Raw genomic sequence first — 25,684 nt, forward strand, 5'->3', positions numbered from 1 at the left:
CCGGGAGTGGGGGCGAGGCCTGCGCGGCGACGACGCGCTCTACGAGCGGATGACCCTGGAGGCGTCCAGTCGGGGCTGTCCTGGCTGACCATCCTGCGCAAGCGCCCCGCGTTCCGGCTCGCCTTCGACGACTTCCGGATCGAGGCCGTGGCGACCTACGGCGAGGCCGACGTGAGCCGGCTGCTGGCCGACGCCGGCATCGTGCGCAACCGGGCCAAGATCGAGGCGGCGATCGCCAACGCCCGGGCCGCCCTGGAACTGCCCGAGGGGCTCTCCGCCCTGCTCTGGTCGTTCGCGCCGCCGCCCCGGGCCGCCCGGCCGACGTCGTTCGCCGAGGTGCCGGCGCTGACCCCGGAGTCGACCGCGCTGGCCAAGGCGCTGAAGAAGCGGGGGTTCCGATTCGTCGGCCCCACCACGGCGTACGCGCTCATGCAGGCCACCGGCATGGTCGACGACCACCTGGCCGGCTGCCACGTCACCGGTTCGTCCCCGGCGTGATGGGATTGACCCCATGACCGACACCGACGACCGCACCGGCACGGTCCCCGGCCGGTTCGACGGCGGGCGGGGCGCCGCCGCCTGGGCCGTGCTCCTCCCGCCGGGCCGGTACGACGCCGAGCGGCTCGTCCACCACGACACGCTGGAGCTGACCGGGCTTGACACCCCCGCCGGGGCCACCGACCCCACCGGCCCCCGGCCGGGCGACCCGGTGGTCGTGCTGACCGAGGGGCCGCTGCGGCTGGTGGCGGTGGGTCGGGTCGCCCGGCCCACCGCCGAGCGCCGGGAGGACCCGGACGACCCGCAGTCCGACCCGGTCTCCGGCGCGTTCGTGGTCGCGTACACCCGGCGGGCCTTCGACGAGCCGGTGCCGGCCGAAGGGCTGGCCCTCGACGGGCCGGTCACCGCGCTTTCCGCCGACGCCTACCGGGCGCTGCTCGGCCTGCTCGGGCCGCCGCCGGCCCGACGGTCCTGGCTGGTCAGCCTGGATCTCCCGATCGAGGCGGCCACCCCGGCGGAGGCCGTCCGGCTGTTCTGGTCGTACGTGCGGGACCTCGGCCCCCGCGAGCTGCCCACCTTCGTCTCGCCGTCGCACGACGAGCTGGCGATGCAGGCGTTCGTCCTGGGTGCCGAGTCGAACCAGGACCCGGAGGAGGACTAGTCGATCCACGCCGGCCCTCCACGCACCGGGCCGCGGCCGAGTCCGGCGGGCCCCGCGCGGCGTTCCGGCCGGTCACCGCCACGGAGGCGGCCGCGCTGCGGGCCCCGGCGAGCAGCGGCGGCGGCTCGCTCGATCCGGCCGGAATGCGATTCGGTGTCCCGCTTGTCTAATGGCTGCGTTCAGCGTCCCTCGAAGACGGGTTTCTGCTTGTTGACGAAGGCCATGGTGGCGGCCCGGTGGTCGGCGGTCGCCCCGCAGATCGACTGGGCCTGCGCCTCCGCGGCCAGGGCGTCGGCGAGGGTGCCGGCGTCGGCGATGGAGAGCTGCCGCTTGATCGCCCCGTACGCGACGGTCGGGCCGGCGGCGAGCCGGGCGGCCAGCTCCTGCGCGGTCGGCAGCACCTGCTCGTCGTCGTCGACCAGGCGGGTCAGCAGGCCAAGCCGGCTGGCCTCGTCAGCGCTGACCGGCTCGGCGAGCATCAGCAGCTCGACGGCCTTGGCGTGGCCGACCAGCCGGGGCAGGGTCCACGAGGCGCCGGTGTCGGCGGCGAGTCCCACCCCGGCGAAGGCCATCAGGAAACGGGTCTTCGGCCCACCGACGCGGAAGTCGGCCAGGAAGGCCAGCGACGCCCCGGCCCCGGCGGCCATGCCCCGCACGGCGGCGACCACCGGCTTCGGCAGGTTGGCCAGCCGGGCGGCGATCGGGTTGTAGTGGGTTCGGACGGTGTCCAGCGGGTTCGCGCCGGGTGACTCCAGGACCTGCACGTGCTCGCGCAGATCCTGGCCGGCGCTGAACGAACCGCCCGCCCCGGCGAGCACCACGGCCCGGCAGGACCGGTCGGACTCCAGGGCGGCCAGGGTGTCCCGGAGCGCCTCCTTGAGCGCCACGTCGAGCGCGTTCATCGCCGTCGGGCGGTTCAGGGTCAGGGTGACGACGGCGTCGGTGTGGTCGACGAGCAGCGGCTCGGTCACGTCAGACGACCCTTCTTTCGCGGTTGGTGGCGTCGAGGCAACGCTCGACGTACCGGTCGGCGGCCGGCCGCAGCCGGGCCGCGTGCCGGTCGAAGAAACTGGCGGCGGCGGTGCCAGGCCAACGCTCGGGCAGCAGCGCCGGGGGGAGCTGCGGGTCCCGGAACAGGAAGGTACGCCACGCGTGCACGAGCCGGAACCGGGCCGCGTACGCCTCCTCGTCGTCGCTGCGCACCGTGACCGCCGCCAGCAGCGGACGCTGCTCGGCGACGAACCGTTCGTAGGCGTGCCCGATCTCTGTGAGGTCCCAGGCCCGGCGGACCACGCCCATCGCGCCGGGGGTGCCGCCGGCGTGCGCGGCGTTGAACCGCTCGTACCGCACGCCGGCATCTTCGAGCAGGACGTCGACGTCCTCCGCCGGGCGAGTGGCCACCCAGGTCTGCTCGTCGAGCGCGCCGTAGCCGAGGAAGCTCAGGTTGGCGGCGAGCCGCTGCCGCTCCCGGCGGGAGGCGGGGTTCTCCAGGAGGAGCATGTCGAACCGTCCGTCCCAGCTGACCCGGCCGGTCCGGTAGATCCGGGCGGCTGTCTCGTCGAGTCGCCTGGCGGCTTTCGGTGTGATCGAATAGCCCGGACCCGAGGCCAGCCGGAGCGGGTCGAGCCAGCCCTGGCGGACCATCCGACTGACCGCCGTGCGCACCGCCGGTGGGGCGATCCCCAGCGGCGCGAGCAACTTGACCAGGGCGGCGACCGGTGCGCGGCCACCCCGGGGTCGGAGGTGGTCGCCGTACAGGTCGAAGAGTGCCGACCGTGCCTGCATGACCGCACATTGTGACAGGCGTCCTCAAGATAAGCTAGGTCCTGTTACATCAATGCCGCTTCGGTTTGGGTCCGGCGGTGTTCATCAGGGAAAATCGTTGGTCGACACCGCCGCGCACGTTGCGGTGGGTGATGGCGAAGAGGCTGTGGGGCAACCCACCGACCCTGTTGCAGGTCTGAGGGGAGACAACATGGCGGCGATGAAGCCGCGGACGGGCGACGGTCCGCTGGAAGTCACCAAGGAGGGCCGGGGCATCGTCATGCGGGTCCCGCTGGAGGGTGGTGGCCGGCTCGTCGTCGAGATGACTCCCGACGAGGCCAACGCGCTCGGTGACGCACTGAAGGCAGCCGCCGGCTGACCGAGGAACGGTCCGGGCGGCGGCTGTCGCGCGGGCGCTTCATAAATCCCTGAGCCACCGGCCCCGCCGGTGGCTCAGGGCCTTTACCCTGGGCTCGCTCGCGTCCGGGCCCCTCTTCCGACCCTCTTGGAGGTCGTACCAGCGTGCTTGCCATCCGCCTGGTGGGCGGGCCCGAACGGTCCGACGCCCTGGCCCTGCCCCTCCGATCCGCCCGGGCGACCGAGGACGGGGCCACCCGGGCCACGCTCGCGTCCGGCCTGCCGGCGCTCGCCGACGACGTGTTGGCCGAGGCCGCCGCCCTCGTCCCGGCGACCCGGGCCACCGGGCGGGCCGGCGAGGCGCACGTCCACTTGCGGCCGGGGCGCACTCCGGGCCGGCTGCTGCTGGCCGGGACCGGTGAGGGCGACGAGCCAGGCTGGCGGGCGGCGGGGGCCTCGCTGGCCCGGGCGGCGTCCGGTGAGACGCATCTCACGATCATGATACCGGTCGATGCGTCGGTCGATGTGGTGCGCGGGCTCGTCGAGGGGCTGCTGCTGGCGTCGTACCGGTTCCGGCTCACCGAGGCCGGCGAGGCCCCGGCGCTGACCGGCGTCGACCTCGCGGTCGGCGACCCGGCCGGGTACGCGGACACGGTCGAACGGGCCGAGGTCACCGCCCGGATGACCCACCTCGCCCGGGACCTGACCAACACCCCGTCCTCGGTGAAGAACCCGCAGTGGTTCGCCGAGCAGGTCGAGGCTGCCGTGGCCGGCCAACCCGATCTGCGCCTGCGGGTCCGACAGCCCGACGAGCTGGCCGCCGAGGGCTTCGGCGGCATCCTCGCCGTCGGCGGCGGTTCCGCCAGCGGCCCGCGCCTGGTCGAGCTGGACTGGCACCCCGCCGAGGCGCGCACCCACGTCGTCCTGGTCGGCAAGGGGATCACCTTCGACACCGGGGGGATCTCGATCAAGCCGGTGCCCGCGATGAAGCTGATGCGCAAGGACATGGCCGGTGCCGCCGCCGTCGTCGCCGCCACCCTGGGCGCGGCGGCCCTGCGACTGCCCGTCCGGATCACCACCCTCGCGCCGCTGGCGGAGAACGCGGTAAGCGGTTCGGCGTTCCGCCCCGGCGACGTCGTCACCCACTACGGCGGCGTGACCAGCGAGACCACCAACTCCGACGCCGAGGGGCGACTGGTGCTCGCCGATGCGCTGGCGTACGCGGTGGCCGAGCTGAAGCCCGATCTGCTGATCGACCTGGCGACCCTGACCGGGGCGAACATGGTGGCACTCGGCAAGCGCACCGGCGCGCTCTACTCCGACAACGACGAGCTGGCCGCCGGCCTGCTCGCCGCAATCGACGCGGCCGGCGAGTCGGCCTGGCGGATGCCGCTGCCGGCCGACTACGTCGAGTACCTCGGCAGTGACGTGGCCGACCTGTACAGCGCCCCGAACCAGGGCGGCGGCTCGGTGCTGGCCGCGCTCTACCTGCGCGAGTTCACCGGCGACCTGCGGCAGCGCTGGCTGCACGTCGACATGTCCGCGCCCTCGTGGGCCGACGGCGACGCCGCCGAGCTGACCCGGGGCGCCACCGGTTGGGGGGTGCGCGGCCTGCTGCGCTGGCTGACCACCCTCGGGTGACTCAGCACTTCACGGCGGCGAGCAGGCCGTGACCGACCGAGAGCAGCGCCGGCGTCCAGTTCTCGGACTCCCGGATCGCCTTGATCGTCTCCCGGGTGGTCACCGTCTCGACGTCCCGGGCCGCCGGGTCGCCGATCCGGCCGTCGGCCAGGGTGCCGTGCAGGGCGAGCACCCCGCCGGGGCGCAGCAGCCGTAGCGCCGCGTCCACGCAGGAGCTGAAGCTGGTGGCCTCGGCGTCGACGAACACCATGTCGTACGCGCCGTCGGCGAGCCGGGGCAGGACGTCCAGCGCCCGACCGGTGATGATCCGGGTGCGCCCGGCGGGGAAGCCCGCCTCGGCGAAGATCCGGCGGGCGATCCGCTGGTGCTCCACCTCGACGTCGATGGTGGTGAGGACGCCGTCGGCGCGCATGCCGCGCAGCAGCCACACCCCGCTCACCCCCGTGCCGGTGCCGATCTCCACCACCGCCCGCGCGCTCCCGGCGGCGGCGAGCAGCCGCAACGCCGCCCCGGTGCCCGGGGTCACCGCGTCGAGGCCCACCTCGCGGGCGAGACTGCGGGCGGTCCGCAGCACGAGGTCCTCGGTGACGTACGACTCGGCGAACTGCGACGCCGGGGTCGTCGAGCTGCCGGAACTGGCGGCCGTGGCGATGGGACACCTCCGTCGGGGGCGGGTTGGCGGTATGAGCCTAGAGGCGGGAGCGGATGGACGCAGCCGCGAGTCCGGTGCCGGACGATCACGGTGGAATCCGCCCGGCCGGGCGGTTCCCACCGAACGGTCACGCACCGCAACCACTGACTGCACTAGCGGCATTCGTGTAATCCTGGAGGCGGTATCCCCGTCGTCGGACCGGCCAGCCCTGCCGGCCCCGGGGCGTGGGGCCGGGGACGACTGGGAGGCACCGACGTGACCGACGGCTGGGACTGGCGCCAGCCCGGGGGAGCTCCGACTCCGGCGGCACCGCCGGGGGCCGGTGCGCCGCCGGCCGGGCCGTCGACGGCGTCCGACGGCGCCCACCGGGGCTCCCCGACTTCGCCCTGGTGGTCCGATGCGCTCGCCGACCCGTGGCGCGACCCGTACGCCCCGGCCGCCGTGGTCGTGCCCGGCCCCGTCGACGGCGCGGCGGAGCCGGAGCCGGTCGTCGACCCGGACGCGCCGGGCCGGCCGCCGCTGCGCCAGCTCCTGCTCATCCCGCTGATCACCGCGCTGCTCGCCGGGACCCTCGGCGGTGCCCTGGGGTACGCCTTCGCGGTGCGCGGCGGCGCGGCCGGCGGCCCGGCGCTCGGCGCCGGTTCCGCCGAGGCCCCGGCGCTGGCCCAGCGCAAGCCGGAGTCGCTGGCCGGGGTCGCCGAGCGCGTCCTGCCCAGCGTGGTGACTGTCCGGGTGGCCAGCATGAGCGGGACGAGCGAGGGCTCCGGCTTCATCGTCAGCGCCGACGGGCACGTGGTCACCAACGACCACGTCGTCGCCGGGGGCAACGGCAAGGCGACGGTGGTGTTCAACGACGGCAGCACCGCTGGCGCGAGCGTCGTCGGCCAGGACCCGGAGTCCGACCTTGCGGTGATCAAGGTGTCCTCCGCCACGGGCCTGCGGCCGGTGGAGTTCGGCGACTCCGACGCCCTCGCGGTCGGCGACCCGGTGCTGGCCATCGGCTCGCCGCTGTCCCTGGCCAACACGGTGACCGCCGGCATCGTGAGCGCCCTGGACCGGACGATGCAGGCCGGTGAGCCGGGCGGTCCCACCCGCTACTACGCGGCCATCCAGACCGACGCCGCGGTCAACCACGGCAACTCCGGCGGCCCGCTGGTGGACTCGGCCGGCCGGGTGATCGGGGTCAACTCGACGATCAAGTCGCTGGTGGCCGACGGGCAGGAGGCCGGCAACATCGGACTCGCCTTCGCCATCCCGATCAACCAGGCCAAGCGGGTCACCCAGGACATCATCGGCACCGGCAAGGCCCGCCGTACGGTGATCGGCGCGCAGGTCGGCGGTGCCGGCGGGTCCAGCGGCGGCGCCGGCGGCGTACGCCTGGCGTCGGTGGAGCCGTCGGGCCCGGCGGCCGGGGCCGGGCTCCGGGCGGGCGACGTGATCCTGCGGCTCAACGGCCGCCCGATGACCGACCCGACCGACCTGATCGCCCTGGTCCGCAAGTTCGCCCCGGGATCCGTGGTGACGGTGGAGTACCGGCGCGGGGCGAGCCGGCAGAACGCCTCGGTGACCCTCGCCGCAGACGCCAAGTGAGAGCCGGCCGGCCCTCCCCGACCAGCCGTCACGTGCGTAGTCTTGGCCTGACCGACGAGGAGGCCCAGCGGTGTTCGAGAACCTCAACTGGTGGGAGATCGGTGCGCTGCTGCTCCTGGCGCTGCTGATCTTCGGTGACCGGCTGCCCAACGTCATCAGCGACGGGCTGCGGATGGTGCGCAACCTGCGCGCCATGGCCCGCAACGCGACCGGCGACCTGAGCCGCGAGCTGGGCACCGACATCCAGCTGGAGGATCTGCACCCGAAGGCGTTCATCCGTAAGCACCTGCTCAGCGAGGAGGACGAGCAGGCGATCCGGAAGCCGCTACAGGGTGTCTACGACAGCCTGCGCTCCGACGTCACCGGCGTGCACGACGACCTCAAGGACGTGGCCCGGTCGGCCGACCTGCGGGCGAGGACCCCCGGCGCGGCCACGGCCACCTCCGGCGGCGCGGCCATGGCCCCCGCCCCCCGCACGGCCAGCTACGACGACGCCACCTGAGCCCGCCGCCCGCCCCGCGTACGCCTGATGGGGCAGCGCGCCGGAAACGGCGGGGGCGGCGCCCCCGCGTTCGGAGCGCCGCCCCGCCGTACGCCGACAGGCGGCCCGGTCAGCGGCCGGCGGGCTTGAGGCCGAGCGGCTTGCCGAGCAAAGACTCCCGCCGCACCGCGAGCCGGTCGGCGACCTGACCGAGGGCCCTCGCGGCCGGCGACTCCGGCTCGGCCAGCACGATCGGGTTACCGGCGTCACCGGCCTCCCGGACCCGGGTGTCCAGCGGGATCTGGCCGAGCAGCGGCACCTGGGCCCCGATCGTCCGGGTCAGCGACTCGGCGACCATCTCGCCGCCGCCGGAGCCGAAGATCTCCATCCGGGAACCGTCCGGCAGCTCCAGCCAGGACATGTTCTCGATCACGCCGACCACCCGCTGGTGGGTCTGGAGCGCGATCGCGCCGGCCCGCTCGGCCACCTCGGCCGCGGCGGCCTGCGGTGTGGTGACCACCAGGATCTCCGCGTTCGGCAGTAGCTGGGCCAGCGAGATGGCCACGTCGCCGGTGCCCGGGGGCAGGTCGAGCAGGAGCACGTCCAGGTCGCCCCAGTAGACGTCGGCGAGGAACTGCTGCAACGCCCGGTGCAGCATCGGGCCGCGCCACACCACGGCCGCGTTGCCCGAGGTGAACATGCCGATCGAGATGACCTTCACGCCGTGCGACTGCGGCGGCATGATCATGTCTTCCACCCGGGTGGGGCGGCCGTCCGTGCCGAGCATCCGGGGCACCGAGTGGCCGTAGATGTCCGCGTCGACCACGCCCACGCTCAGGCCCCGGGCGGCCAGCGCGGCGGCCAGGTTCACCGTGACGCTGGACTTGCCGACGCCGCCCTTGCCACTGGCGACCGCGTACACGCGGGTGCGGGAGCCGGGCTGGGCGAACGGGATCACCGGTTCCTCCGTGGCGGAGCCGCCGCGCAGCTTCGCCTGGAGGCCCTGGCGCTGCTCGGGACTCATCACCCCGAACTCGATCTCCACCCCGGTCACCCCGGGCACCGCGCCAACGGCGGCGGTGATGTCGGCGCGCAGCTTGTCCTTCAGCGGGCAGCCGGCCACGGTGAGCAGCAGCTCGACCCGGACCACCCCGTCGTCGCCGACCTGGGCGGAGCGGACCATGCCGAGGTCGGTGATGGGCCGGCGGATCTCCGGGTCGTCGACGGTGGCCAGGGCGGCCTGGACGGCGTCCTCGACGGTGCTGACGGGTGCTGACATGCCCGCAATGCTACGTCGGGGGTGATAGGTGCCGGCCGCCGGCGGCCCGGTGTGAGCGAGTCGATGGCGGCGGCCCGGCCGGTCAGTGCGGCCCGGCCGGTCAGTGCGGCCCGGCCGGTCAGTGCGGCCCGGCCGGTCAGTGCGGCCCGGCCGGTCAGTGCGGCCCGACCGGGCTCGTCGCCGCATCGAAAACGGGTGGTCAGCGCGGGCCGGCCGGCCCCTCCGGCCGGCCGGCCCGGGCGATGTCGCCATCCATCTCGTCGAGGGGCTCGTCGAGGTGTGGCCCGCCGCGCGGCGACGGCCGTCCCTGCTGCCGGCGTTCCAGCTTCTGTCGGCGCTGGGCGGCCTCGTCCAGTTCCTCGGCCAGGCGGGCGAGCTCCGTGCGGAGGAAGTCCCGCGTCGCCACCTCGCCCAGCGCGATCCGCAGCGCGGCGACCTCCCGGGCCAGGTACTCGGTGTCCGCCTTCTGCATACCCGCGCGCCGCCGGTCCTCCTCCAGCGCCACCCGGTCCCGGTCGGTCTGTCGGTTCTGCGCGAGCAGGATAAGCGGCGCCGCGTAGGACGCCTGGAGGGAGAGCACCAGGGTCAGGAACGTGAAGGTGTACGGGTCGAAGCGCAGGTTCGCCGGGGCCAGGGTGTTCCAGCCGAACCAGGCGGCGATCACCACCGTCATGTAGACGATGAAGTTCGCCGTGCCCATGCCCCGGGCGATCCCCTCGGACCAACGGCCGAACGCCTCCGGATCGAACCGGGGCAGCTTCACGCCCCGGGGCTCGCGAGGCTGGTCCAGCCGCTCGGCCCGCCGCTGCTCACTCATTGGCGCCGTCCAGCACCTCGTGCGCGGGCGCCGGGGCGGTCGGGGCGTCCCGGTCGCGCCAGTCGCGCGGCAGCGAGTGGTCCAGCACGTCGTCGACGGTGACCGCGCCGACGAGCCGGTTGTTGCGGTCCACGACCGGCATGGCGACCAGGTCGTAGGTGGCCATCCGGCGGGTGATCTCCGGCAGCGGGGTGGCCGGGCGCAGCGGGTCGATGTCGTTGACCACCACCCCGCCGAGTAGGTCGGCCGGGGGCTCCCGGAGCAGCCGCTGGAAGTGCACCATGCCCAGGTACCGGCCGGTCGGGGTGGTCAGCGGCGCGCGGGCCACGAAGACCTGCGCGGCCACCGCAGGGGAGAGCTGCTCCTCCCGGATTCGGGCCAGGGCCTCGGCGACCGTGGCGTCCGGCGGCAGGATCACCGGCTCCGAGGTCATCACGCTGCCCGCCGTCCCCGACGAGTACTTCAGCAACTGGCGTACGGGGTCGGCCTCGTCCGGCTCCATCAGGTCCAGCAGCACGTCCTGCTCGGTCGGGGGCAACTCGTTGAGCAGGTCGGCGGCGTCGTCCGGGTCCATCTCCTCCAGCACGTCCGCGGCCCGTTCCCGGTCCAGCGCGGCGAGGATCTCCACCTGGTCGTGCTCGGGCAGCTCGCTGAGCACGTCGGCCAGCCGCTCGTCGTCCAGCGCCGCCGCCACCTCGTTGCGCCGGCTGTCCGGCAGGTCCTGGAGGACATTGGCCAGGTCGGCCGGGCGCATGTCCTCCAGGACGGCGAGCAGGTTCGCCGTACCCCGGTTCTCGCCGATGTCACTGAGACCGCGTACCCGGTCCCACTCGACCTGGTGCAGGTGGCCGCGGCGGGTGAGCCGACCGGTGTGCTCGCGGACGGCGACGCGGGCCAGTGACCACTCGCCGCCCCGGCTGCGCTCCATGGCCACGTCGACCACCGACCCGGGCTGGCCGCCGGGGTCGAGCTGCACGCGCCGGTCCAGCAGCTCCTGGAGCACCAGCAGCTCGTTGGGGCGCTTTTCGAACCGGCGTAGGTTGAGCGTGCCGCTGCCGAGCACCACCGCCTCGGCGTCGATGCTGGTGATCCGGTTGATGGACAGGAAGATCCTCCGGCGCATCGGCATCTCCGCGACCAGCCCCACCACCTCCGGCGGGCGCTGGGTGGGCCGCAGCCGGGCCACCGCGTCGCGCACCCGACCCACCTGGTCACCGTTGGGGTCGAAGACGGCGACTCCGGCGAGTCGGGCGATGTAGACCCGGTTCGGCGTGCTCACGGCCACCAGCCTAAGCGCCTACTGTCTATCAACATGTCGACCTTGGCCTACGAGATCGTGGACGTCTTCACCGACCGCCCGTTCGCCGGCAATCCGCTGGCTGTGGTGTTCGGCGCCGAAGGGCTGGCCACCGAACAGATGCAGTCGCTCGCGCTGGAGTTCAACCTGTCCGAGACGGTGTTCGTGCTGCCGCCCACCCAGGTCGGGGCCACCTACCGGGCGCGGATCTTCACTCCCACCGACGAGCTGCCGTTCGCCGGCCACCCTAGCGTCGGCGCGGCGGTGACCGCGAGCCGCCGGGGGATGTTCGGTGTGGGGCAGGTCACCCAGGAGTGCGGGGTCGGCGTGCTGCCGATCGAGGTCACCGCGACGAGCGCGACGCTGACCGGCGGTGTGCCCACGCTCGGCCCCGAGCTGGACCTGGAGCCGCTGCTGGAAGTGGTCGGCCTCGCCGTCGCCGACCACGCCGGCCCGCCGCCCCGGGTCGCCGGGTGCGGGCTGGAGTTCCCGTTCCTGCCGGTGCGGGGGGAGGCGGTGGCCCGCGCCCGGGTCGACTCGGGCGCGGCGCAGCGGTACGGCATCGAGCACGTCAGCATCTTCTCCTGGGACGCCGACTCGCAAACCGCGCATGCCCGGGTCTTCGTCCCCGGGCACGGCGTGCCGGAGGACCCGGCGACCGGATCGGCCGCCCTCGGGCTCGGCGTGTGGTTGGTCGCCAGTGGGCTGCTCCCCGGCGAGGGCCGCTCCTCCTACACCGTCCGGCAGGGCGCCGAACTGCGCCGTCCGTCCGTGCTGGCCTGCACGGTCACCGCCGTCGGCGGCGCGGCGGTCGGCGCGACCGTGAGCGGCGACGTGATGTCGGTGGCGCGCGGCGAGATCGCCGTCCCACCCTTCGTGGGCTAGGTGCAAGGAAGGGCCCTGTTAACGCCTGCGGTAGAGAAGGGCACCCCTCTCACCGCCTCGGAGCGCGGGCCGGCGCACCTCGGAGCGCGTACCGGCGGGCGTACGGCTCGGAGCGCGCACCGGCCGGCCGACCGGCGTACGGTCGCGTGGGCCGGCAGCAGTGCGGGAGGATGCGCAGGTGACTGACGAGGTGGACGAGCGGGTCGGCACGCCGCTGCTCGACGAGGCGGTGAAGCTGGTCGACGAGGCGGTGAAGAAGGCCGCCGTGGCCTGGGTGGGCGTTGTGGGCGGGCCGGGACGGGCGCTGTGGTGCGTACCGTCGGAGGGGTCGCTGCTGGTCGTGAGCGGCCCCGGCGAGCAGGCCGCGCCCGGGCTCGCGGAGCGACCGAGGCGCGGGTGACCCTGGCGCGGCGATCACGGCGGGCGGATCGTCACCTGGCCCGCCCGGTGACCCGGCTGGCCCCCGGTACCGAAGAGTGGACGGCCCTGGCCCCGACGGTGGCGGCCAAGCGGCTCAACGCGCCCGGCCCCACGGCCGATCTGGTGGCCCGGTGGGTCACCGACGGCTGCGCCCTGGTCCGGCTCACCCCGGCCGGCGATCCGGCCGCCGGCGACCGGTTGCCGGACGCCTCGCTCGCCGAGCCACCCCGGGCGGCCCCGGTGGTCCGGGCCACCCGCAGGCCGTTCCGGCTGCACCGCGTCCGGCGCCGCTGACGGGCCCGAGCCGGCCGCGCCGCGCGCTGCGGCGACCGGGGGTCAGACCGGTTCGGCGACCGGTTCCACCAGGTCGAGGACGTCGCTGAGCGAACCCAGCTCCGGCCCGTCCCAGGCCGGTTCGGCGTTGAAGACCATGTGCTCGACAAGGTCCGGGGCGGCCAGCCGCACCGCCGTCATGCCGGCCCGCCGCGCGCCCGTGAGCTCCTGGCTGCCGCCGTCGCCGACGTACAGGCAGTCGCCCGGGGACAGCCCGAGCGGGCGACACGCCGAGAGGTAGAGCGCCGGATCGGGCTTGCAGCGGCCAAGCTGCACCGAGAACACCCGCACGTCGAGCAGTGGGGCCACGGCCAGCTCCGGCAGGAACGCCGGCAACTCGTGGGTGCAGTCGCTGACCAGGCCGGTGCGTAGCCCCCGCTGGCGCAGCGCCGCCAGCACGGGCACCGCCTCGTCGCGCAGCCGGGTGTCCGCGCGGATCGCCCGGTGCCGGGAAGCGACCGCCGCACGCAGCGCGCTCTTCGGCGGGTGTACGCCGGCCTGCGCGCATACCCAGCGCAGGGTCGCCTCGGCGTCGCCGAACCGGCCGCTGGCCCGCTGGTAGTAGCTGCGGTCGAGCACGTCGACGAGCGCGTCGACCGGGCAACCGAGCAGCTCGGCGGTGGACCGGTGAGCCGTGCCACGTTGCACGGAACAGGTGAGCGTGCCGAAGAAGTCGAACAGCACCGCGCGAAAGACGGGCATGGGGAAGTGCCTCCGGACGTCGAGGGGGAGGGCCGCCGGCGGAAATTCCATGATCGTAACCGAGTGCTGACGTTCCGTGTCGACGGGTGTCATGTGAGGATTGCTTCCCGTGTCCGTACCTCAGCACCACCGCCCGGTGGACCCGCTGACCGGCGGGGTCGTCGCCCTGGCCGTTCTCGCGGTCTCGTCGTCCGCGCCGCTGATCGCCTTCGCCGCCGCGCCGGCCCTGGCCATCGCCTTCTGGCGGAACCTGCTCTCGGTCGGTGCGCTCGTCCCGTTCGCGTTGACCCGGCGGCGGGTCGAGTTCCGGGCGCTGACCCGGCGGGGCGCCGACCGTGACGGGAGCCCGCCGGTGGGCGCGGGTCGCCGCGAGGGTTGGTACTGCGTGCTGTCCGGGGTGGCGCTGGCCGCCCACTTCGCCACCTGGATGCCGAGCATCCGGCTCACCTCAGTCGCCGCCGCCGCGGCCCTGGTCGCCACCCAGCCGGTCTGGCAGGGGCTGATCGCCCGAGGTCAGGGCCGCCGGCTGCCGCCGGCCGTGTGGGTCGGCATCGGGGTGGCGGTCGGCGGGGCGGCCCTCGCCTCCGGGGCCGACTTCGTCGCCTCCGGGCGGGCGTTCGCCGGTGACCTGCTCGCGGTGGCCGGCGGCCTCTTCGCGGCGGTCTACACCGCCCTCGGCGAGCGGGCCCGGATCGCCATCAGCACCACCACCTACACCACCATCTGCTACGGGGTGTGTGCGCTGATCCTGCTGGCCGTCTGCCTGGTCGGCGGGGTGCCGCTGGGCGGGTACGACACCAACACCTGGCTGGCGATCCTCGGCCTGGTGGCGGGTGCCCAACTGCTGGGCCACTCGATGTTCAACTACGCGCTGCGGCGGATCTCCGCGACCACGGTCAGCGTGCTGATCCTGCTGGAGGCGCCCGGCGCGGCCCTGATCGCCTGGGCCTGGCTCGGCCAGCTACCCCGGGCCGGCGCGGTGCCCGGGCTCGCGCTGATCCTGGTCGGCGTCGCCGTGGTGGTGCTCGGCGGAGCCCGGACCGGCCGCCGTCACGGCTCGACGCCGACCGCCTTCGCGCTGGCCGTCCAGAGTCGGGCGGCGAGCTGGGGGTCGCTGGCCTTGCGCATCGGTCGGCGGAGCCGGCGGTCACTGTAGTAGCCGCCGTCGACCAGCCGGGCCGGGTCCTGGTTGGCCAGCCAGACCAGGGTCTCCGCGCCCTTCTCGGGGCTGCGGAACGGCAGGACCCGCAGGCCGAATGCGACCAGCGGGCTGTCCGCGCCGAAACGGGTCCGCACCACGCCGGGGTGGAAGCAGTACGCCGGGATGTCCGGCCAGCGCCGGGCCGCCTCGGCGGTGAACAGGATGTTCGCCTGCTTGCTGGTGCCGTACGCGCGTATCCGCCCGTAGTCACGCAGGGCGGCGTTGAGATCGTCGGGGTCGAGCGCGCCGCTGCGGTGCGCGCCGGAGGCGGTCACCACCAGCCGACCCACCCGGTCCCGCAGCAGGGTGCTGAGCAGGAACGGGGCCAAATGGTTGGCCTGCATGGAGAGCTCGAACCCGTCGACCGTGGTCACCGGACGCAGCACGATCGCGCCGGCGTTGTTGGCCAGCACGTCGATCCGGTCGTACGCGGCGCGCAGCCGCTCGGCCAGCCCGCGCACGTCGTCGAGGACCGCGAAGTCGGCCCGGAACAGCTCGGGCCGCTCGCCGCTGGCCTCCCGTACCCGCTCGCCGGCGGCCCGGAGCCGGGCCGGGTCCCGCCCGACCAGCACGACCTCGTCGCCCCGGCGGGCGAGGTCCACGGCGGCGGCCAGCCCGATGCCGGAGCTGGCCCCGGTCACGACCACGATCCGCCGCCCAGTGAGATCTTCCACAGGCCCATTCACCCCAGTCACGGCACGAGGTTACCGTGGCGTCACAAACGCCTTTGCGATCGTTAAGTTCTCCGGTTGTCGTACCAGTGGCGTCTTTCCTGCGGGTGGCGTCGGCCCGCCCGCCGGATGCCGGAAGGAGCGCACCCATGACCGCCGCCGGTCGTCCCCGCCGGTCCTGCCTCGCCGTGCCGGGCTCCAGCGTCAAGATGCTCGGCAAGGCCCAGGGCCTTTCCGCCGACCAGGTCTTCCTCGACCTGGAGGACGCCGTCGCCCCGCTGGCCAAGCCGGACGCGCGCAAGAACGTCGTGGCCGCGCTCAACGAGGGCGACTGGGCCGGCAAGACCCGGGTGGTCCGGGTCAACGACCTCACCACCCCGTGGACGTACCGGGACGTGATCGACATCGTCGAGGGGGCCGGCGCGAACCTGGACTGCGTCATGCTGCCGAAGGTGCAGAACGCCGCCCAGGTGCAGTGGCTGGACCTGACGCTCACCCAGCTGGAGAAGGCCCTCGGCCTGACGGTCGGCCGGATCGGCATCGAGGCGCAGATCGAGAACGCCGCCGGCCTGGTCAACGTCGATGCCATCGCCGCCGCCTCGCCCCGGGTCGAGACCATCATCTTCGGCCCGGCAGACTTCATGGCCTCGATCAACATGAGGTCGCTGGTGGTCGGCGGGCTCATCCCGGACTACCCGGGTGACCCGTACCACTACATCCTGATGCGCATCCTGATGGCCGCCCGGATGTACGACAAGCAGGCCATCGACGGCCCGTTCCTACAGATCCGGGACACCGACGCGTTCCGCGAGGTGGCGAAGCGCTCGGCCGCGCTGGGCTTCGACGGCAAGTGGGTGCTGCACCCCGGCCAGATCGACGCCGCGAACGAGGTCTACTCGCCGGCCCAGGCCGACTACGACCACGCCGAGCTGATCCTCGACGCGTACGAGCACTACACCTCCGAGGCCGGCGGCAGGCTCGGCGCGGTGATGCTCGGCGACGAGATGATCGACGAGGCGTCCCGCAAGATGGCTCTGGTGATCGCGGCCAAGGGCCGGGCGGCCGGGATGACCCGCACGTCGAGCTTCACGCCTCCCGCGGAGTGAGGGCCGTCTGCGGGATTGGGAGCCGCCGGGGCCGGTGCCGCCCCGGGCCGGGGCGGCACCGGGCGGGTCAGTAGCCGCTGCTGCCGGTGTCCATGGTGATAGCGAGGACGATCATCACCACGTAGAAGGTGATCAGCAGCACCAGCAGGCCGGTGAGGATCCAGCCGACGATGATGGCCGCCTGCGCCATCCCCGCGCCGCCCTCGCCGGTCTCGCGGATCTGCTTGCGGGCCACGTGCCCGAGGATCGCGCCGATCGGCGCGGTGATGCAGGAGGCGACCCCGACGAGGGCGAGCACCAGCGCCGCGACCGCCATCCCGTTGGTCCTTTGCGCCGGCGGGTACCCGTACCCCGGGTAGCCCGGCGCCGGGTAGCCGGCCGGGGCGTAGCCGGGTACGGCGTACGGGCCGGCGACCGGCGCGGCCTGCTCCATCTTCATCCCCGCGTACGGGTCGACGGGCGCGGGCGCGTACGGGTCGCCGCCGGTGGGCTGCCCGCTCACCGGCAGGGTCGGGTCGACCGGCGGCGTGGACGGCTGGGACCAGGGGTCGTTCGGGCCGCCGGCCGGTGGGGGGTATGTCATGGATTCTCTCCGCGTCTCGTCGAGGGTGCGCGGTCAGGGTAGCCAGGGTGGCCCAAAACGCAGCACCGTTACCGGGTGCCGCGTTGCCCGGGGCGGGACGAACCGGCAGGATCGCGGCATGGCAATCGACGCGCGCGCCGCAGACCGTTCCGGCAGCCGACCGCGACGGGACGTGAGCCGCCCCGGCCTGGCTCGGCGCAGCCGCTCCGCCGCCGGCACCGGCCCGACCGACCAGGACGCCCCGGTGCCGCTGGCGGACCCGGTCACCATGCGGCTCGACGGCAGGGTCGCCCTGGTCACCGGCGCGGGCAGCCCCGACGGCATCGGGTACGCCACCGCCCGCCGGCTGGCGGACCTGGGCGCCCGGGTAGCCATCGTCTCCACCACCCGGCGCATCCACGAGCGGGCCGGCGAGCTGGGGGTGACCGGATTCGTCGCCGACCTCACCGACGAGTCGGAGGTCGGCGCGCTCGCCGACGCGGTGACCGAGCAGCTCGGCGACGTCGAGGTGCTGGTCAACAACGCCGGCCTGGCGAGCCGGGCCAGCCCGGAGGTGCTGCGCCCGGTGGCCCAGCTCAGCTACGACGAGTGGCGCGGCGAGATCGACCGGAACCTGACCACCGCGTTCCTGTGCAGCCGGGCGTTCATCGGCGGGATGGCCGAGCGCGGCTGGGGGCGGATCGTCAACCTCGCGGCAACGGCCGGCCCGGTGAACGCGCTGCCCACGGAGGCGGCGTACGCGGCGGCGAAGGCGGGAGTAGTGGGCCTGACCCGGGCACTGGCGATGGAGATGATCGCCGACGGGGTGACGGTGAACTCGGTGGCCCCCGGCACCATCCACACGGCGGCGTCCACAGTGGCGGAGATCCGGCAGGGCCTCGGCACGCCGGTGGGCCGCCCCGGCACCCCGGACGAGGTGGCCGCCGCGATCACCTTCCTCTGCTCGCCGGCCGCGTCGTACATCACCGGGCAGATGCTGGTGGTCGACGGCGGCAACAGCGTCCGCGAGGCGCAGTTCCGCTGACTGTCTCCCCCGGGGAATCCGCTGTCGGCTCCCGGGAAAGATCGGCTCCCGGGAAATCAGTTGTAGGAGCTGCCGTCCATGGAGCGGCCCCAGATCGCCAGCCCGATCCAGCCGCAGCAGGCGACCAGGCCGACCACGGTGAAGACGTAGCTGAGGATCAGCCCCCAGGTGGCGAGCTGGTCACCCTCCTCCCCGGTGCGCTGGATCTGCCGCTTGGCCACGTGGCCGAGCACGATTCCGGCCGGCGCGAAGACGAACGCGAAGACCAGCGACAGCACGGCGAGGACGTTCGTGCCCCGGCCCTGCCCCGACGGGCCGTACTGGCCGTAGCCCGGGGGCGGGCCGTACTGCCCGTACTGCTCCTGGCCCGAGGGTGGGCCGTACTGCCCCTGGCTCTGGGACGGGCCGTGCTGGCCGGGCGGCGGCTCGTACGGCGACGGCGGCTGGTCCGGCTCCTGCGGTGGATAACTCATCCGGCACCTTCCGCTACCCGTCGTGACCTGGCCTATCGCGGACGCTACCCGCAGCGGTGAACCTTTTCACAGCGGTTGTGTGGACTGGTCGCCTTGGCGTCGTCGCCCACGCGGCCGATACTGACCGAGCGTTCAGTTACCCATGAGTAATGCGCTTGTCCCCGGAGGCTGAGATGGCTCGACTCGCCCAGACGCCCGGCCTGACCGACGTACAGCGGTCGATCCTGCAAACCGTCCGGGAGTTCGCCGACAAGGAGATCATCCCGCACGCGCAGCGGCTGGAACACGCCGACGAGTATCCCACCGACATCCTCGACGGAATGCGCGAGATGGGGCTGTTCGGCCTCACCATCGACGAGGAGTTCGGCGGGCTCGGCGAGTCACTGCTGACGTACGCCCTGGTGGTCGAGGAGCTGTCCCGGGGCTGGATGTCGATCTCCGGCATCGTCAACACGCACTTCATCGTGGCGTACCTGATCTCCCAGCACGGCTCCGCCGAGCAGAAGGCCCGGCTGCTGCCCCGGATGGCCACCGGCGAGGTGCGCGGCGCGTTCTCCATGTCGGAGCCGGAGTGCGGCTCCGACGTCTCGGCGATCAGGTCGAGGGCGGTCCGCGCCGGCGACAACTACGTGCTCGACGGCCAGAAGATGTGGCTGACCAACGGTGCGTACTCCTCGGTGGTCGCCACCCTGGTCAGGACGGACACCGGCGCCGAATCCGTGTACGGCAACATGAGCACCTTCCTGCTGGAGAAGGAGCCGGGCTTCGGCGAGACCGCCCCCGGCCTGACCATCCCCGGCCGGATCGACAAGATGGGCTACAAGGGCGTCGAGACCACCGAGATGGTGCTCGACGGCGTCACCGTCCCCGCCTCCACCGTGCTCGGCGGTGCGGAGCAGGTCGGCCGTGGCTTCTACCAGATGATGGACGGCATAGAGGTGGGCCGGGTCAACGTCGCCGCCCGTGCCTGCGGCATCTCGATCCGCGCCTTCGAGCTGGCCGTCGCGTACGCCCAGCAGCGCAGAACCTTCGGCCAGCCGCTCGCGAAGCACCAGGCGATCGCGTTCAAGCTCGCCGAGATGGGCACGAAGATCGAGGCCGCGCATGCCCTCATGGTCAACGCCGCCCGGCTCAAGGACGCCGGCCAGCGCAACGACGTCGAGGCCGGGATGGCCAAGCTGCTCGCCTCCGAGTACTGCGTCGAGGTCGTCCAGGAGGCGTTCCGCATCCACGGCGGCTACGGCTACTCCAAGGAGTACGAGATCGAGCGGCTGATGCGGGAGGCCCCGTTCCTGCTCATCGGCGAGGGCACCTCGGAGATCCAGAAGACCATCATCTCCCGCGGCCTCCTGCGCGACTACAAGCTCTGACGGTGCAAGGAAGGGCCCCCTGTTAACGCTTTCGGTATAGGAAGGGGCCCCTGCAAACCAGCACGCCCACACCCGAGCCGACGCCGGCCGGCGGGAGCGGCAGTCAGCCGAGGCGGCTCAGGTTGGCGGCGGCCCGCTCGATGATCAGGCACCGGTCCTCGACGTAGTCGACACCGGCCTCCTCGGCGATCCGGCGCGCCTCGAGCGAGACGATCCCGAGCTGCAACCAGACCGCGGGCGCGCCGATGGCCACCGCCTCGCGGACCACCTCGACGGCGTCTCGGGCCGGACGGAACACGTTCACCAGGTCCACCGGGTGCGGGATGTCGGCCAGGGACGCGTACGCCCGCTCGCCGAACAGCTCGTCGACCGTCGGGTTGACCGGGATGATCCGCCAGCCGTACCGCTGCATCCGCGCCGGCACTCGGTGCGCGGGCTTGCCGGGGTCGCGGGACGCGCCCACGACGGCGATCACGGCGGCTTCGGCGAGGATCTGCTGGGCGCTGCGCACCCCGCGACTCTAGCCGGCCGCCCGGCTCAGAGCAGGGTGAGCTGCTCGGCGGGCGGCGCGACCGGCTTCGCGACCGGCCGCCGGTGGTCGCCCGCTTCGGGGCGGATCAGCCCGTGCCGGCGGGCGGCGATGCGCACCCGGGCGGCGAGTTCCCGCTGGTACGCCTGCGGCGCGTACGCACCCGCCCGGTAGAGCTCCCGGTAGCGGGGGACGAGGTGCGGGTGCTCCCGGCCGAGCCAGCGCGCGTACCACTCGCGGGCACCGGGGCGCAGGTGCAGGGCCAGCGGCGTCACGCTGGCCGCCCCGGCGGCGGCGATCGCCGAGACGGTGGCGTCGATCGACGCGTCGTCGTCGGAGAGGCCGGGCAGGATCGGGGCCATCAGCACGCCGACGGAGAAACCGGCGTCGGTCAGCGCCCGGACGGCCGCCAGCCGGCGGCGCGGGCTCGGGGTGCCCGGCTCCACCGCCCGCCACAGCGCCTCGTCGAGGAACCCCACCGAGTACGCCAGGCCGACCTGGGTCACCTCGGCGGCGCGGCGCAGCAGCGGCAGGTCCCGCAGCAGGAGCGTGCCCTTGGTCAGGATCGAGAACGGGTTCGCGAAGTCGCGCAGCGCCGCGATGATCTGCGGCATGAGCTGGTATTTCCCCTCGGCGCGCTGGTAGCAGTCCACGTTGGTGCCCATCGCCACGGGTGCCCCACGCCACCGGGGCGCGGCCAGCTCCCGGCGCACCAACTCGCCCGCGTTGACCTTGACGATCACCTGCCGGTCGAAGTCCGCCCCGTCGTCGAGGTCGAGATAGGTGTGCGTGTTGCGGGCGTAGCAGTAGACGCAGGCATGCGAACAGCCCCGATACGGGTTGATCGTCCACTCGAAGGGAACGCGGGACGCGCCCGGCACCCGGTTGATGATCGACTTGGCCCGCACCTCGTGGAAGGTCATCCCCGCGAAGCCCGGGGTGTCGAAGGTGCGGGTGATTGCGCCGGGCAGCGCCAGCGGCAGGGGTGGAGCCGCCGGCGCTGCCCGCTCGGAACCGGCCTCGTCCGGGGGAGCGGAGAGGTTGCCCCAGCGCATGACCCACATTCGAACACATGTACGAACGGCGCGCAAGTGACCTGCCGGACACCGGTGTGCGGCGGGCCGCGGCCGGGGGGAGGATGGCAGCATGGAGAGGTCGACCTTCGTCTACGACGGCGACTGCGCGTTCTGCACGAGGTGCGCGGAGTTCATCGAGCGCCGCATCCCCACCCGGGCGCGCGTGCTGCCCTGGCAGTTCGCCGACCTCGACGCGCTGGGCCTGAGGGAGGCCGAGTGCGAGGAGGCGGTGCAGTGGGTCGGTGCGGACGGCTCCCGGGCCGCCGGGCCGGACGCGATCGCGAAGCTGCTCGGTGAAAGCGGATTCCTCTGGCGGGTCGCCGGGTCCGCCCTGCGCTTTCCGCCCGCCCGCGCGGTGGCTTGGCCCGCGTACCGCTGGGTTGCCCGCAACCGCCACCGGCTGCCAGGTGGCACGGCCGCCTGCGCCGTGCCCTCGGCCCGCCGGGACTGACCTCTCACATCGCCCCCGAGCGCGGCGAGCAGCCGTTCCAACGAGGGCCGTCCGTCGCGAGACGGCAGTCCCCACACCTCGACCAGTCCCGCGCGACGCAACCCGTCGGTTAGCACCCGGACGGCATCCGCCGGCAGGTCCAGGTCGGTGGCGATGTGGCGGGAACGCGCGGAGGACGCCCCTACGGCTGGGGCAGCGGCGCGGGGCGGAGGTCGTCGCCACCAGTTGCGAGGGGCTGATCGTCGAGCTGGCCGGGCCGCCCCGGCGTAGTCGCCCCGGCGGGCCGCCCCGGCGGATCGCCCCGGCGTAGTCGCCCCGCGCCTGCCTGCCGCAGCCAGCCGACCGGGCGTATCCGCTCCAGCGGCAGGAAGCTGGCCATCGCCACCAGGTGCGGGGCGAACGAGATGGTGATCATCGCCATGGTGACCAGGTGGAACGAGTAGAAGAAGCCGACCATGGCCAGCCGCCAGCGTGCCGGCAGCACGAAGACCACCGGGCTGAGCAGCTCGAAGGCGAGGATGCCGAACTGCGCCACGAGCAGCAGGTACGGCACGCCGGCGATCAGGTCGGCCAGGTCGGTGCCGCGCCGGATGATCGCCTTGGCGAGCACCGAACCGGTGGCCCAGTCGAGGCCTCCGAACCGGAACTTGGCGAAGGCGGCCAGGAAGTACGTGCAGATCACTGCGATCTGGGTGACCCGCAGGGCCCAGCCGCCGGCCTCGGTGCGGGTCGGGTCGCCGTGCCGGGCCCGGCCGGCGGTGGGCAGCGCGGCGAGCGCGACGAGCAGGCCGAACCGGTCGTGGTCGACCTTGCCGTAGCTCATCGCGATGATCATCCACTCCAGGTAGAGCGCGAAGACCGACCAGCCGAGCAGGCGGTGGGCCCGGCCGGTCGCGGCGAGCAGGGCGAGGACCAGCAGCACCCAGAAGATCACGCTGACCAGCGCCGGGGTGGGGGTCGGCAGCGGGAGCACCCGCCCGACGAGCAGCGGCTGGTAGAGGTCGCCGGGCACGCTCGCGCGGGCGCGTACCCAGGGGGTGAAGACCACCAGGTCGGCGGCGACGAACAGGTAGACCAGGGTGCGGAAGGCGGCCACCCGGCCCCGGGGGACCGCCTCGGTGAGCCAGCGGGTCACCCGTCGGCCCGCCAGCTCACCACGGTCTCGTCGGTCCAGCGCCCGGTCGGCCGGCCGGTCTCGATGCCGTACCAGCGGATCACGATGCGCACCTCGACCAGCGCGGCGGCGTCGGGGTGACGTTCGGCGTACGCGTCGGCGACCTGGCGCAGCCGGGCCGGATCCTCGACGTACCGGCTCTGCTGGCCCTCGATCTCGGCCCGGCGGATGCCGGTGGCGTCCTGGCCGAGGTCGACCACGGCGCCGGTGCGGTCGACGCCCTCGATGCGGGTGTCGGGGGCGGGGGCGTCCGGCGGGTCGGACGTGGAGTACATCCGGAACGGCCCGAACGGGAAGTCGTCGTCGGTGCCCCAGGCGGTGCCGGCGAGCAGCACGGCGAGGCCGAGCGCGGTGGCGCCCAGGCGGGCCCCCCGGCCCCGGCGGGTCAGCGTCTCCATCGGTTCACGACGGTACGGGATGGAGGGGCCGCGTCGGGTCCCTCCATCGGCCGGCGTGCCCCGGCCGCACCGGTTACGTGGGGACGGTGACGCGGCGACGGCCGGACCCGTCGTGGGTCCGGCCGTCGGCCGGCTCGGCGCTTGGTGCCTGTGGCCGGCGCGGTGCCTGCGCGCAGTGCTGGTGGCTCGGTGCTCAGTGCTGGTGCTCGGCCAGCTTCTTGCGCACGTCGTCCATGTCGAGGCCCTGGACCTGCTCGATGAGGTTCTCCAGTGCCGACTCGGGCAGCGCCCCAGGCTGGGCGAAGACGATCACGCCGTCCCGGATCGCCATGATCGTCGGGATCGAGCGGATGTCGAACTTCGCGCCGAGCTCCTGCTGGGCCTCGGTGTCGACCTTGCCGAAGACGATGTCCGGGTGCTTCTCCGAGGAGCGCTCGTAGACGGGGGCGAACCGCTTGCACGGGCCGCACCACTCCGCCCAGAAGTCGACGAGGACGATGCCGTCGCCGCCCGTCACCTCGTCGAAGTTCGCCGTGGTCAGCTCAACGGTTGCCATGTGGACTCTCCGATCACCGCGGAATCACCTACGCCTCCTGGAACCAGGACGGAGCCCGTCGAATTCCCGGGCGTCCGTCCCCGAAACCCGGCGGGGCCAGGGACGGGGCGCCAGCGCATCGACCTTCGTCTGTTGACAGCGTGCGTGCACGTGCACATGCATGACGCATTTGCGTGACCAGCCGTAATGGGAGCGTTTCCACAGCTAGCGCCCCTGATTGCTGATCAACTTCGATGATTTGATGCCTGACAAGCACCGATTCGACCTGTGGAGATCGCCCCGACACCCATTGATCGTCACTCTTCGTATTGTTACGAAAAGATAAATGTGACGTCGGTCTCTGTTGGTCGGGCGTCCCCGTGCGGCAGAATCTTCCCCATCAGAGCGTGGGCGGCGGGTGCCGGGGAGGGCCCCGCCGCTCATTGCGTCTCCCCCCGGGTGTGCGGCCGGTGTGGCATTTCCGCGGCAGGCCCGACCCCGGCGTCGCCTTAACCCTCGATAAGGCATGCTGGCCCGAACTCCGTCGCCGCCGTGAAGGGGACACCGATGCAGTTCGGCCGCTACTACGAGGAGTTCGAGGTCGGCGCGGTCTACCGGCACTGGCCGGGCAAAACCGTCACCGAGTACGACGACCACCTCTTCTGCCTGCTCACCATGAACCACCACCCCCTGCACCTCGACGCGCACTACGCCGAGTCGGCGAGCCAGTTCGGGCGCAACGTCGTGGTCGGCAACTACGTCTACTCCCTGCTGCTCGGCCTCTCCGTGCCCGACGTCAGTGGCAAGGCCATCGCGAACCTTGAGGTCGAGTCGCTGCGGCACGTCGCACCGACCTTCCACGGCGACACCATCTACGGCGAGACCACCGTCCTGGACAAGCGTGAGTCCGAGTCGAAGCCGGACCGGGGCGTCGTGTCGGTGGAGACCCGCGGCTACAAGCAGGACGGCACCATGGTCTGCGTCTTCCGCCGCCGGGTGATGGTCCCCAAGCGGGCGTACGCCGCCACGACCGTCGCAGCGGGCGTCGACCCGGAGCGGCCGAGCTTCCCCGAGCCGCGCTGACTCCTTCCGTGCGCCGTCCCGTCCTTTCCGGCGCCGTTGCGGCGAAGGGGCCCGGCGTGCCGGACGGGGCCATATGCTGGCGCCGGAGGTCCCCATGAGCCACTCCGTCGCCGGAGAGCCGCCCTCTGCCGGCCGCCGCGCCGTACCGTTGACCACCGCCGTCTACTCCGCCGCCGAGTGGGACCTGCTGACCGGCCTCCCCGGCCGAGTGCTCGTGGCCGCCGCCGCGCCCGCCCCTGGCGACCCGTCCCGGGGCGTCGCCGCCGGGCTGGCCGGCCTGGACGCCGTGGCCGCCGGTCGCGCCTCCGACAGCGACCTGGTCCGCGCCGTGGTCGCCGCCATCTACGCGCGGCACGACGGGACGGCCGCACCGGCCGACCGGCTCACCGACCCGGTCGACCTGCTGGCCGCCTGCCGGGCCACGGTCCGGCTGCTGCGCCAGCGGGCCGACCCCGCCGACTCGGCCGCGTACCGGCAGTGGGTGCAGTCGGTGGCGGCCCGGGTCCGCCGGGCTGCCGCCGGGGCCCCGGCGGGCATGGCCGCCACGCCGGCCGACCTGCGCTTCCTGGACCGGCTCGGCGGCGCCCTAGACCTGGGCTGACCCGCCCGACCAGGCGGCCCGGCCCGCCGCGC

General features: G+C 73.5%; 28 protein-coding genes and 2 pseudogenes. 15 read left to right on the top strand and 15 right to left on the bottom strand.

The features are described from left to right. Positions 1-498 (top strand): annotated as a pseudogene (locus tag MCAG_RS17980) (DNA-3-methyladenine glycosylase I); the annotation flags it as partial. 13 nt (positions 499-511) lie between these two features. Further along, positions 512-1,159: a hypothetical protein gene (locus tag MCAG_RS17985; protein WP_007074402.1), complete on the top strand. Its 648-nt coding sequence runs from the start codon at positions 512-514 to the stop codon at positions 1,157-1,159. Between the two features lie 179 nt (positions 1,160-1,338). Here the strand turns inward: MCAG_RS17985 and MCAG_RS17990 are convergent, their stop codons facing one another. Next, positions 1,339-2,130: an enoyl-CoA hydratase/isomerase family protein gene (locus tag MCAG_RS17990; protein WP_007074403.1), complete on the bottom strand. Its 792-nt coding sequence runs from the start codon at positions 2,128-2,130 to the stop codon at positions 1,339-1,341. Between the two features lies 1 nt (position 2,131). After that, on the bottom strand, positions 2,132-2,944 hold the full coding sequence (locus MCAG_RS17995; RefSeq protein WP_007074404.1) for a PaaX family transcriptional regulator C-terminal domain-containing protein: 813 nt from the start codon (positions 2,942-2,944) through the stop codon (positions 2,132-2,134). Between the two features lie 190 nt (positions 2,945-3,134). Here MCAG_RS17995 and MCAG_RS31060 point away from each other — a divergent pair, with 190 nt between their 5' ends. Together MCAG_RS31060 and MCAG_RS18000 are read left to right on the top strand one after the other, a co-directional pair. Further along, positions 3,135-3,302 (top strand): DUF3117 domain-containing protein, encoded by a 168-nt coding sequence (locus MCAG_RS31060; protein ID WP_007455245.1) that lies wholly within the window; start codon positions 3,135-3,137, stop codon positions 3,300-3,302. Positions 3,303-3,445: 143 nt separating this feature from the next. After that, positions 3,446-4,921 (top strand): M17 family metallopeptidase, encoded by a 1,476-nt coding sequence (locus tag MCAG_RS18000; RefSeq protein ID WP_007074406.1) that lies wholly within the window; start codon positions 3,446-3,448, stop codon positions 4,919-4,921. 1 nt (position 4,922) lies between these two features. Here the strand turns inward: MCAG_RS18000 and MCAG_RS18005 are convergent, their stop codons facing one another. Beyond that, positions 4,923-5,573 carry an O-methyltransferase gene (locus tag MCAG_RS18005; protein WP_255349016.1) on the bottom strand — a complete coding sequence of 217 codons (651 nt, stop codon included), beginning with the start codon at positions 5,571-5,573 and terminating at the stop codon, positions 4,923-4,925. Positions 5,574-5,813: 240 nt separating this feature from the next. Here MCAG_RS18005 and MCAG_RS18010 point away from each other — a divergent pair, with 240 nt between their 5' ends. Both MCAG_RS18010 and MCAG_RS18015 read left to right on the top strand, forming a co-directional pair. Beyond that, the gene (locus tag MCAG_RS18010) at positions 5,814-7,163 is read left to right on the top strand and encodes a S1C family serine protease (protein ID WP_198141754.1); all 1,350 of its coding nucleotides are present in this window, start codon (positions 5,814-5,816) and stop codon (positions 7,161-7,163) included. A gap of 70 nt (positions 7,164-7,233) precedes the next feature. After that, positions 7,234-7,665 carry a hypothetical protein gene (locus MCAG_RS18015; RefSeq protein WP_007074409.1) on the top strand — a complete coding sequence of 144 codons (432 nt, stop codon included), beginning with the start codon at positions 7,234-7,236 and terminating at the stop codon, positions 7,663-7,665. Positions 7,666-7,774: 109 nt separating this feature from the next. Here MCAG_RS18015 and MCAG_RS18020 read toward each other — a convergent pair whose 3' ends face one another. The 3 genes from MCAG_RS18020 to MCAG_RS18030 form a co-directional block, all read right to left on the bottom strand. After that, complete coding sequence (locus tag MCAG_RS18020) at positions 7,775-8,923, bottom strand: Mrp/NBP35 family ATP-binding protein (RefSeq protein ID WP_007074410.1); 1,149 nt, start codon at positions 8,921-8,923, stop codon at positions 7,775-7,777. 199 nt (positions 8,924-9,122) lie between these two features. Then, positions 9,123-9,740 (bottom strand): DUF1003 domain-containing protein, encoded by a 618-nt coding sequence (locus MCAG_RS18025; RefSeq protein ID WP_007074411.1) that lies wholly within the window; start codon positions 9,738-9,740, stop codon positions 9,123-9,125. Next, the gene (locus tag MCAG_RS18030; RefSeq protein ID WP_007074412.1) at positions 9,733-11,019 is read right to left on the bottom strand and encodes a magnesium transporter MgtE N-terminal domain-containing protein; all 1,287 of its coding nucleotides are present in this window, start codon (positions 11,017-11,019) and stop codon (positions 9,733-9,735) included. The genes MCAG_RS18025 and MCAG_RS18030 overlap by 8 nt, the downstream gene beginning before the upstream one ends. A gap of 33 nt (positions 11,020-11,052) precedes the next feature. Here MCAG_RS18030 and MCAG_RS18035 point away from each other — a divergent pair, with 33 nt between their 5' ends. Continuing rightward, positions 11,053-11,922, top strand: a complete 870-nt coding sequence (locus tag MCAG_RS18035) for a PhzF family phenazine biosynthesis protein (protein WP_007074413.1) — start codon at positions 11,053-11,055, stop codon at positions 11,920-11,922. Positions 11,923-12,136: 214 nt separating this feature from the next. Next, positions 12,137-12,636: pseudogene (locus tag MCAG_RS18040) on the top strand (hypothetical protein). Between the two features lie 42 nt (positions 12,637-12,678). On the opposite strand, the gene MCAG_RS18045 reads toward MCAG_RS18040, so the two are convergent. Next, positions 12,679-13,377 (bottom strand): HAD family hydrolase, encoded by a 699-nt coding sequence (locus MCAG_RS18045; RefSeq protein WP_036374033.1) that lies wholly within the window; start codon positions 13,375-13,377, stop codon positions 12,679-12,681. A 100-nt stretch (positions 13,378-13,477) separates the two neighbouring features. Here MCAG_RS18045 and MCAG_RS18050 point away from each other — a divergent pair, with 100 nt between their 5' ends. Then, complete coding sequence (locus MCAG_RS18050) at positions 13,478-14,533, top strand: DMT family transporter (RefSeq protein WP_050778003.1); 1,056 nt, start codon at positions 13,478-13,480, stop codon at positions 14,531-14,533. Here MCAG_RS18050 and MCAG_RS18055 read toward each other — a convergent pair. After that, on the bottom strand, positions 14,428-15,252 hold the full coding sequence (locus MCAG_RS18055; protein WP_083802306.1) for an SDR family NAD(P)-dependent oxidoreductase: 825 nt from the start codon (positions 15,250-15,252) through the stop codon (positions 14,428-14,430). The genes MCAG_RS18050 and MCAG_RS18055 overlap by 106 nt on opposite strands. Positions 15,253-15,398: 146 nt before the next feature. Between MCAG_RS18055 and MCAG_RS18060 the strand changes: the two genes are divergently transcribed. After that, positions 15,399-16,355 carry a CoA ester lyase gene (locus tag MCAG_RS18060; protein ID WP_007074418.1) on the top strand — a complete coding sequence of 319 codons (957 nt, stop codon included), beginning with the start codon at positions 15,399-15,401 and terminating at the stop codon, positions 16,353-16,355. Positions 16,356-16,422: 67 nt separating this feature from the next. Here MCAG_RS18060 and MCAG_RS18065 read toward each other — a convergent pair whose 3' ends face one another. Next, complete coding sequence (locus MCAG_RS18065) at positions 16,423-16,938, bottom strand: DUF4190 domain-containing protein (RefSeq protein WP_007074419.1); 516 nt, start codon at positions 16,936-16,938, stop codon at positions 16,423-16,425. A 187-nt stretch (positions 16,939-17,125) separates the two neighbouring features. On the opposite strand from MCAG_RS18065, the gene MCAG_RS18070 reads away from it, so the two are divergent. Then, positions 17,126-17,962, top strand: coding sequence for an SDR family NAD(P)-dependent oxidoreductase (locus MCAG_RS18070; protein ID WP_198141755.1), 837 nt, complete (start codon positions 17,126-17,128; stop codon positions 17,960-17,962). A 56-nt stretch (positions 17,963-18,018) separates the two neighbouring features. On the opposite strand, the gene MCAG_RS18075 is transcribed toward MCAG_RS18070, so the two are convergent. Further along, positions 18,019-18,435 carry a DUF4190 domain-containing protein gene (locus MCAG_RS18075; protein WP_007074421.1) on the bottom strand — a complete coding sequence of 139 codons (417 nt, stop codon included), beginning with the start codon at positions 18,433-18,435 and terminating at the stop codon, positions 18,019-18,021. Positions 18,436-18,608: 173 nt separating this feature from the next. On the opposite strand from MCAG_RS18075, the gene MCAG_RS18080 reads away from it, so the two are divergent. Then, a complete protein-coding gene (locus MCAG_RS18080) occupies positions 18,609-19,805 on the top strand; it encodes an acyl-CoA dehydrogenase family protein (protein ID WP_007074422.1) in 1,197 nt (398 codons plus the stop codon). A 103-nt stretch (positions 19,806-19,908) separates the two neighbouring features. Here MCAG_RS18080 and MCAG_RS18085 read toward each other — a convergent pair whose 3' ends face one another. Together MCAG_RS18085 and MCAG_RS18090 are read right to left on the bottom strand one after the other, a co-directional pair. Next, positions 19,909-20,316, bottom strand: a complete 408-nt coding sequence (locus tag MCAG_RS18085) for a CoA-binding protein (RefSeq protein WP_007074423.1) — start codon at positions 20,314-20,316, stop codon at positions 19,909-19,911. A gap of 26 nt (positions 20,317-20,342) precedes the next feature. After that, a complete protein-coding gene (locus tag MCAG_RS18090) occupies positions 20,343-21,389 on the bottom strand; it encodes an Rv2578c family radical SAM protein (protein WP_007074424.1) in 1,047 nt (348 codons plus the stop codon). Between the two features lie 91 nt (positions 21,390-21,480). On the opposite strand from MCAG_RS18090, the gene MCAG_RS18095 reads away from it, so the two are divergent. Beyond that, positions 21,481-21,861 (top strand): thiol-disulfide oxidoreductase DCC family protein, encoded by a 381-nt coding sequence (locus tag MCAG_RS18095; protein WP_007074425.1) that lies wholly within the window; start codon positions 21,481-21,483, stop codon positions 21,859-21,861. A 181-nt stretch (positions 21,862-22,042) separates the two neighbouring features. Here the strand turns inward: MCAG_RS18095 and MCAG_RS18100 are convergent, their stop codons facing one another. The 3 genes from MCAG_RS18100 to trxA form a co-directional block, all read right to left on the bottom strand. Continuing rightward, positions 22,043-22,996 (bottom strand): HTTM domain-containing protein, encoded by a 954-nt coding sequence (locus MCAG_RS18100; RefSeq protein ID WP_036374039.1) that lies wholly within the window; start codon positions 22,994-22,996, stop codon positions 22,043-22,045. Next, positions 22,993-23,433 carry a hypothetical protein gene (locus MCAG_RS18105; protein WP_007074427.1) on the bottom strand — a complete coding sequence of 147 codons (441 nt, stop codon included), beginning with the start codon at positions 23,431-23,433 and terminating at the stop codon, positions 22,993-22,995. Before MCAG_RS18105 ends, MCAG_RS18100 begins: the two co-directional genes overlap by 4 nt. A gap of 193 nt (positions 23,434-23,626) precedes the next feature. Further along, positions 23,627-23,989 (bottom strand): thioredoxin, encoded by a 363-nt coding sequence (trxA, locus tag MCAG_RS18110; protein ID WP_007074428.1) that lies wholly within the window; start codon positions 23,987-23,989, stop codon positions 23,627-23,629. A gap of 546 nt (positions 23,990-24,535) precedes the next feature. Between trxA and MCAG_RS18115 the strand changes: the two genes are divergently transcribed. Together MCAG_RS18115 and MCAG_RS18120 are read left to right on the top strand one after the other, a co-directional pair. Next, on the top strand, positions 24,536-25,051 hold the full coding sequence (locus MCAG_RS18115; protein WP_036374042.1) for a MaoC family dehydratase: 516 nt from the start codon (positions 24,536-24,538) through the stop codon (positions 25,049-25,051). 73 nt (positions 25,052-25,124) lie between these two features. Then, on the top strand, positions 25,125-25,652 hold the full coding sequence (locus tag MCAG_RS18120) for a hypothetical protein (RefSeq protein ID WP_007074430.1): 528 nt from the start codon (positions 25,125-25,127) through the stop codon (positions 25,650-25,652). The last annotated feature ends 32 nt before the right edge of the window (positions 25,653-25,684 follow it).

The sequence above is a fragment of the Micromonospora sp. ATCC 39149 genome, from assembly GCF_000158815.1.
In the GTDB taxonomy this organism is placed as follows: domain Bacteria; phylum Actinomycetota; class Actinomycetes; order Mycobacteriales; family Micromonosporaceae; genus Micromonospora.

Excerpts from the sequence above, each read along its gene's own strand:
- MCAG_RS17985 (WP_007074402.1), top strand. The coding sequence starts at position 512 with ATGACCGACACCGACGACCGCACCGGCACGGTCCCCGGCCGGTTCGAC.
- MCAG_RS17995 (WP_007074404.1), bottom strand. The coding sequence starts at position 2,944 with ATGCAGGCACGGTCGGCACTCTTCGACCTGTACGGCGACCACCTCCGA.
- MCAG_RS31060 (WP_007455245.1), top strand. The coding sequence starts at position 3,135 with ATGGCGGCGATGAAGCCGCGGACGGGCGACGGTCCGCTGGAAGTCACC.
- MCAG_RS18020 (WP_007074410.1), bottom strand. The coding sequence starts at position 8,923 with ATGTCAGCACCCGTCAGCACCGTCGAGGACGCCGTCCAGGCCGCCCTG.
- MCAG_RS18025 (WP_007074411.1), bottom strand. The coding sequence starts at position 9,740 with ATGAGTGAGCAGCGGCGGGCCGAGCGGCTGGACCAGCCTCGCGAGCCC.
- MCAG_RS18035 (WP_007074413.1), top strand. The coding sequence starts at position 11,053 with ATGTCGACCTTGGCCTACGAGATCGTGGACGTCTTCACCGACCGCCCG.
- MCAG_RS18045 (WP_036374033.1), bottom strand. The coding sequence starts at position 13,377 with ATGCCCGTCTTTCGCGCGGTGCTGTTCGACTTCTTCGGCACGCTCACC.
- MCAG_RS18060 (WP_007074418.1), top strand. The coding sequence starts at position 15,399 with ATGACCGCCGCCGGTCGTCCCCGCCGGTCCTGCCTCGCCGTGCCGGGC.
- MCAG_RS18065 (WP_007074419.1), bottom strand. The coding sequence starts at position 16,938 with ATGACATACCCCCCACCGGCCGGCGGCCCGAACGACCCCTGGTCCCAG.
- MCAG_RS18075 (WP_007074421.1), bottom strand. The coding sequence starts at position 18,435 with ATGAGTTATCCACCGCAGGAGCCGGACCAGCCGCCGTCGCCGTACGAG.
- MCAG_RS18080 (WP_007074422.1), top strand. The coding sequence starts at position 18,609 with ATGGCTCGACTCGCCCAGACGCCCGGCCTGACCGACGTACAGCGGTCG.
- MCAG_RS18090 (WP_007074424.1), bottom strand. The coding sequence starts at position 21,389 with ATGCGCTGGGGCAACCTCTCCGCTCCCCCGGACGAGGCCGGTTCCGAG.
- MCAG_RS18095 (WP_007074425.1), top strand. The coding sequence starts at position 21,481 with ATGGAGAGGTCGACCTTCGTCTACGACGGCGACTGCGCGTTCTGCACG.
- MCAG_RS18105 (WP_007074427.1), bottom strand. The coding sequence starts at position 23,433 with ATGGAGACGCTGACCCGCCGGGGCCGGGGGGCCCGCCTGGGCGCCACC.
- trxA (WP_007074428.1), bottom strand. The coding sequence starts at position 23,989 with ATGGCAACCGTTGAGCTGACCACGGCGAACTTCGACGAGGTGACGGGC.
- MCAG_RS18115 (WP_036374042.1), top strand. The coding sequence starts at position 24,536 with ATGCAGTTCGGCCGCTACTACGAGGAGTTCGAGGTCGGCGCGGTCTAC.
- MCAG_RS18120 (WP_007074430.1), top strand. The coding sequence starts at position 25,125 with ATGCTGGCGCCGGAGGTCCCCATGAGCCACTCCGTCGCCGGAGAGCCG.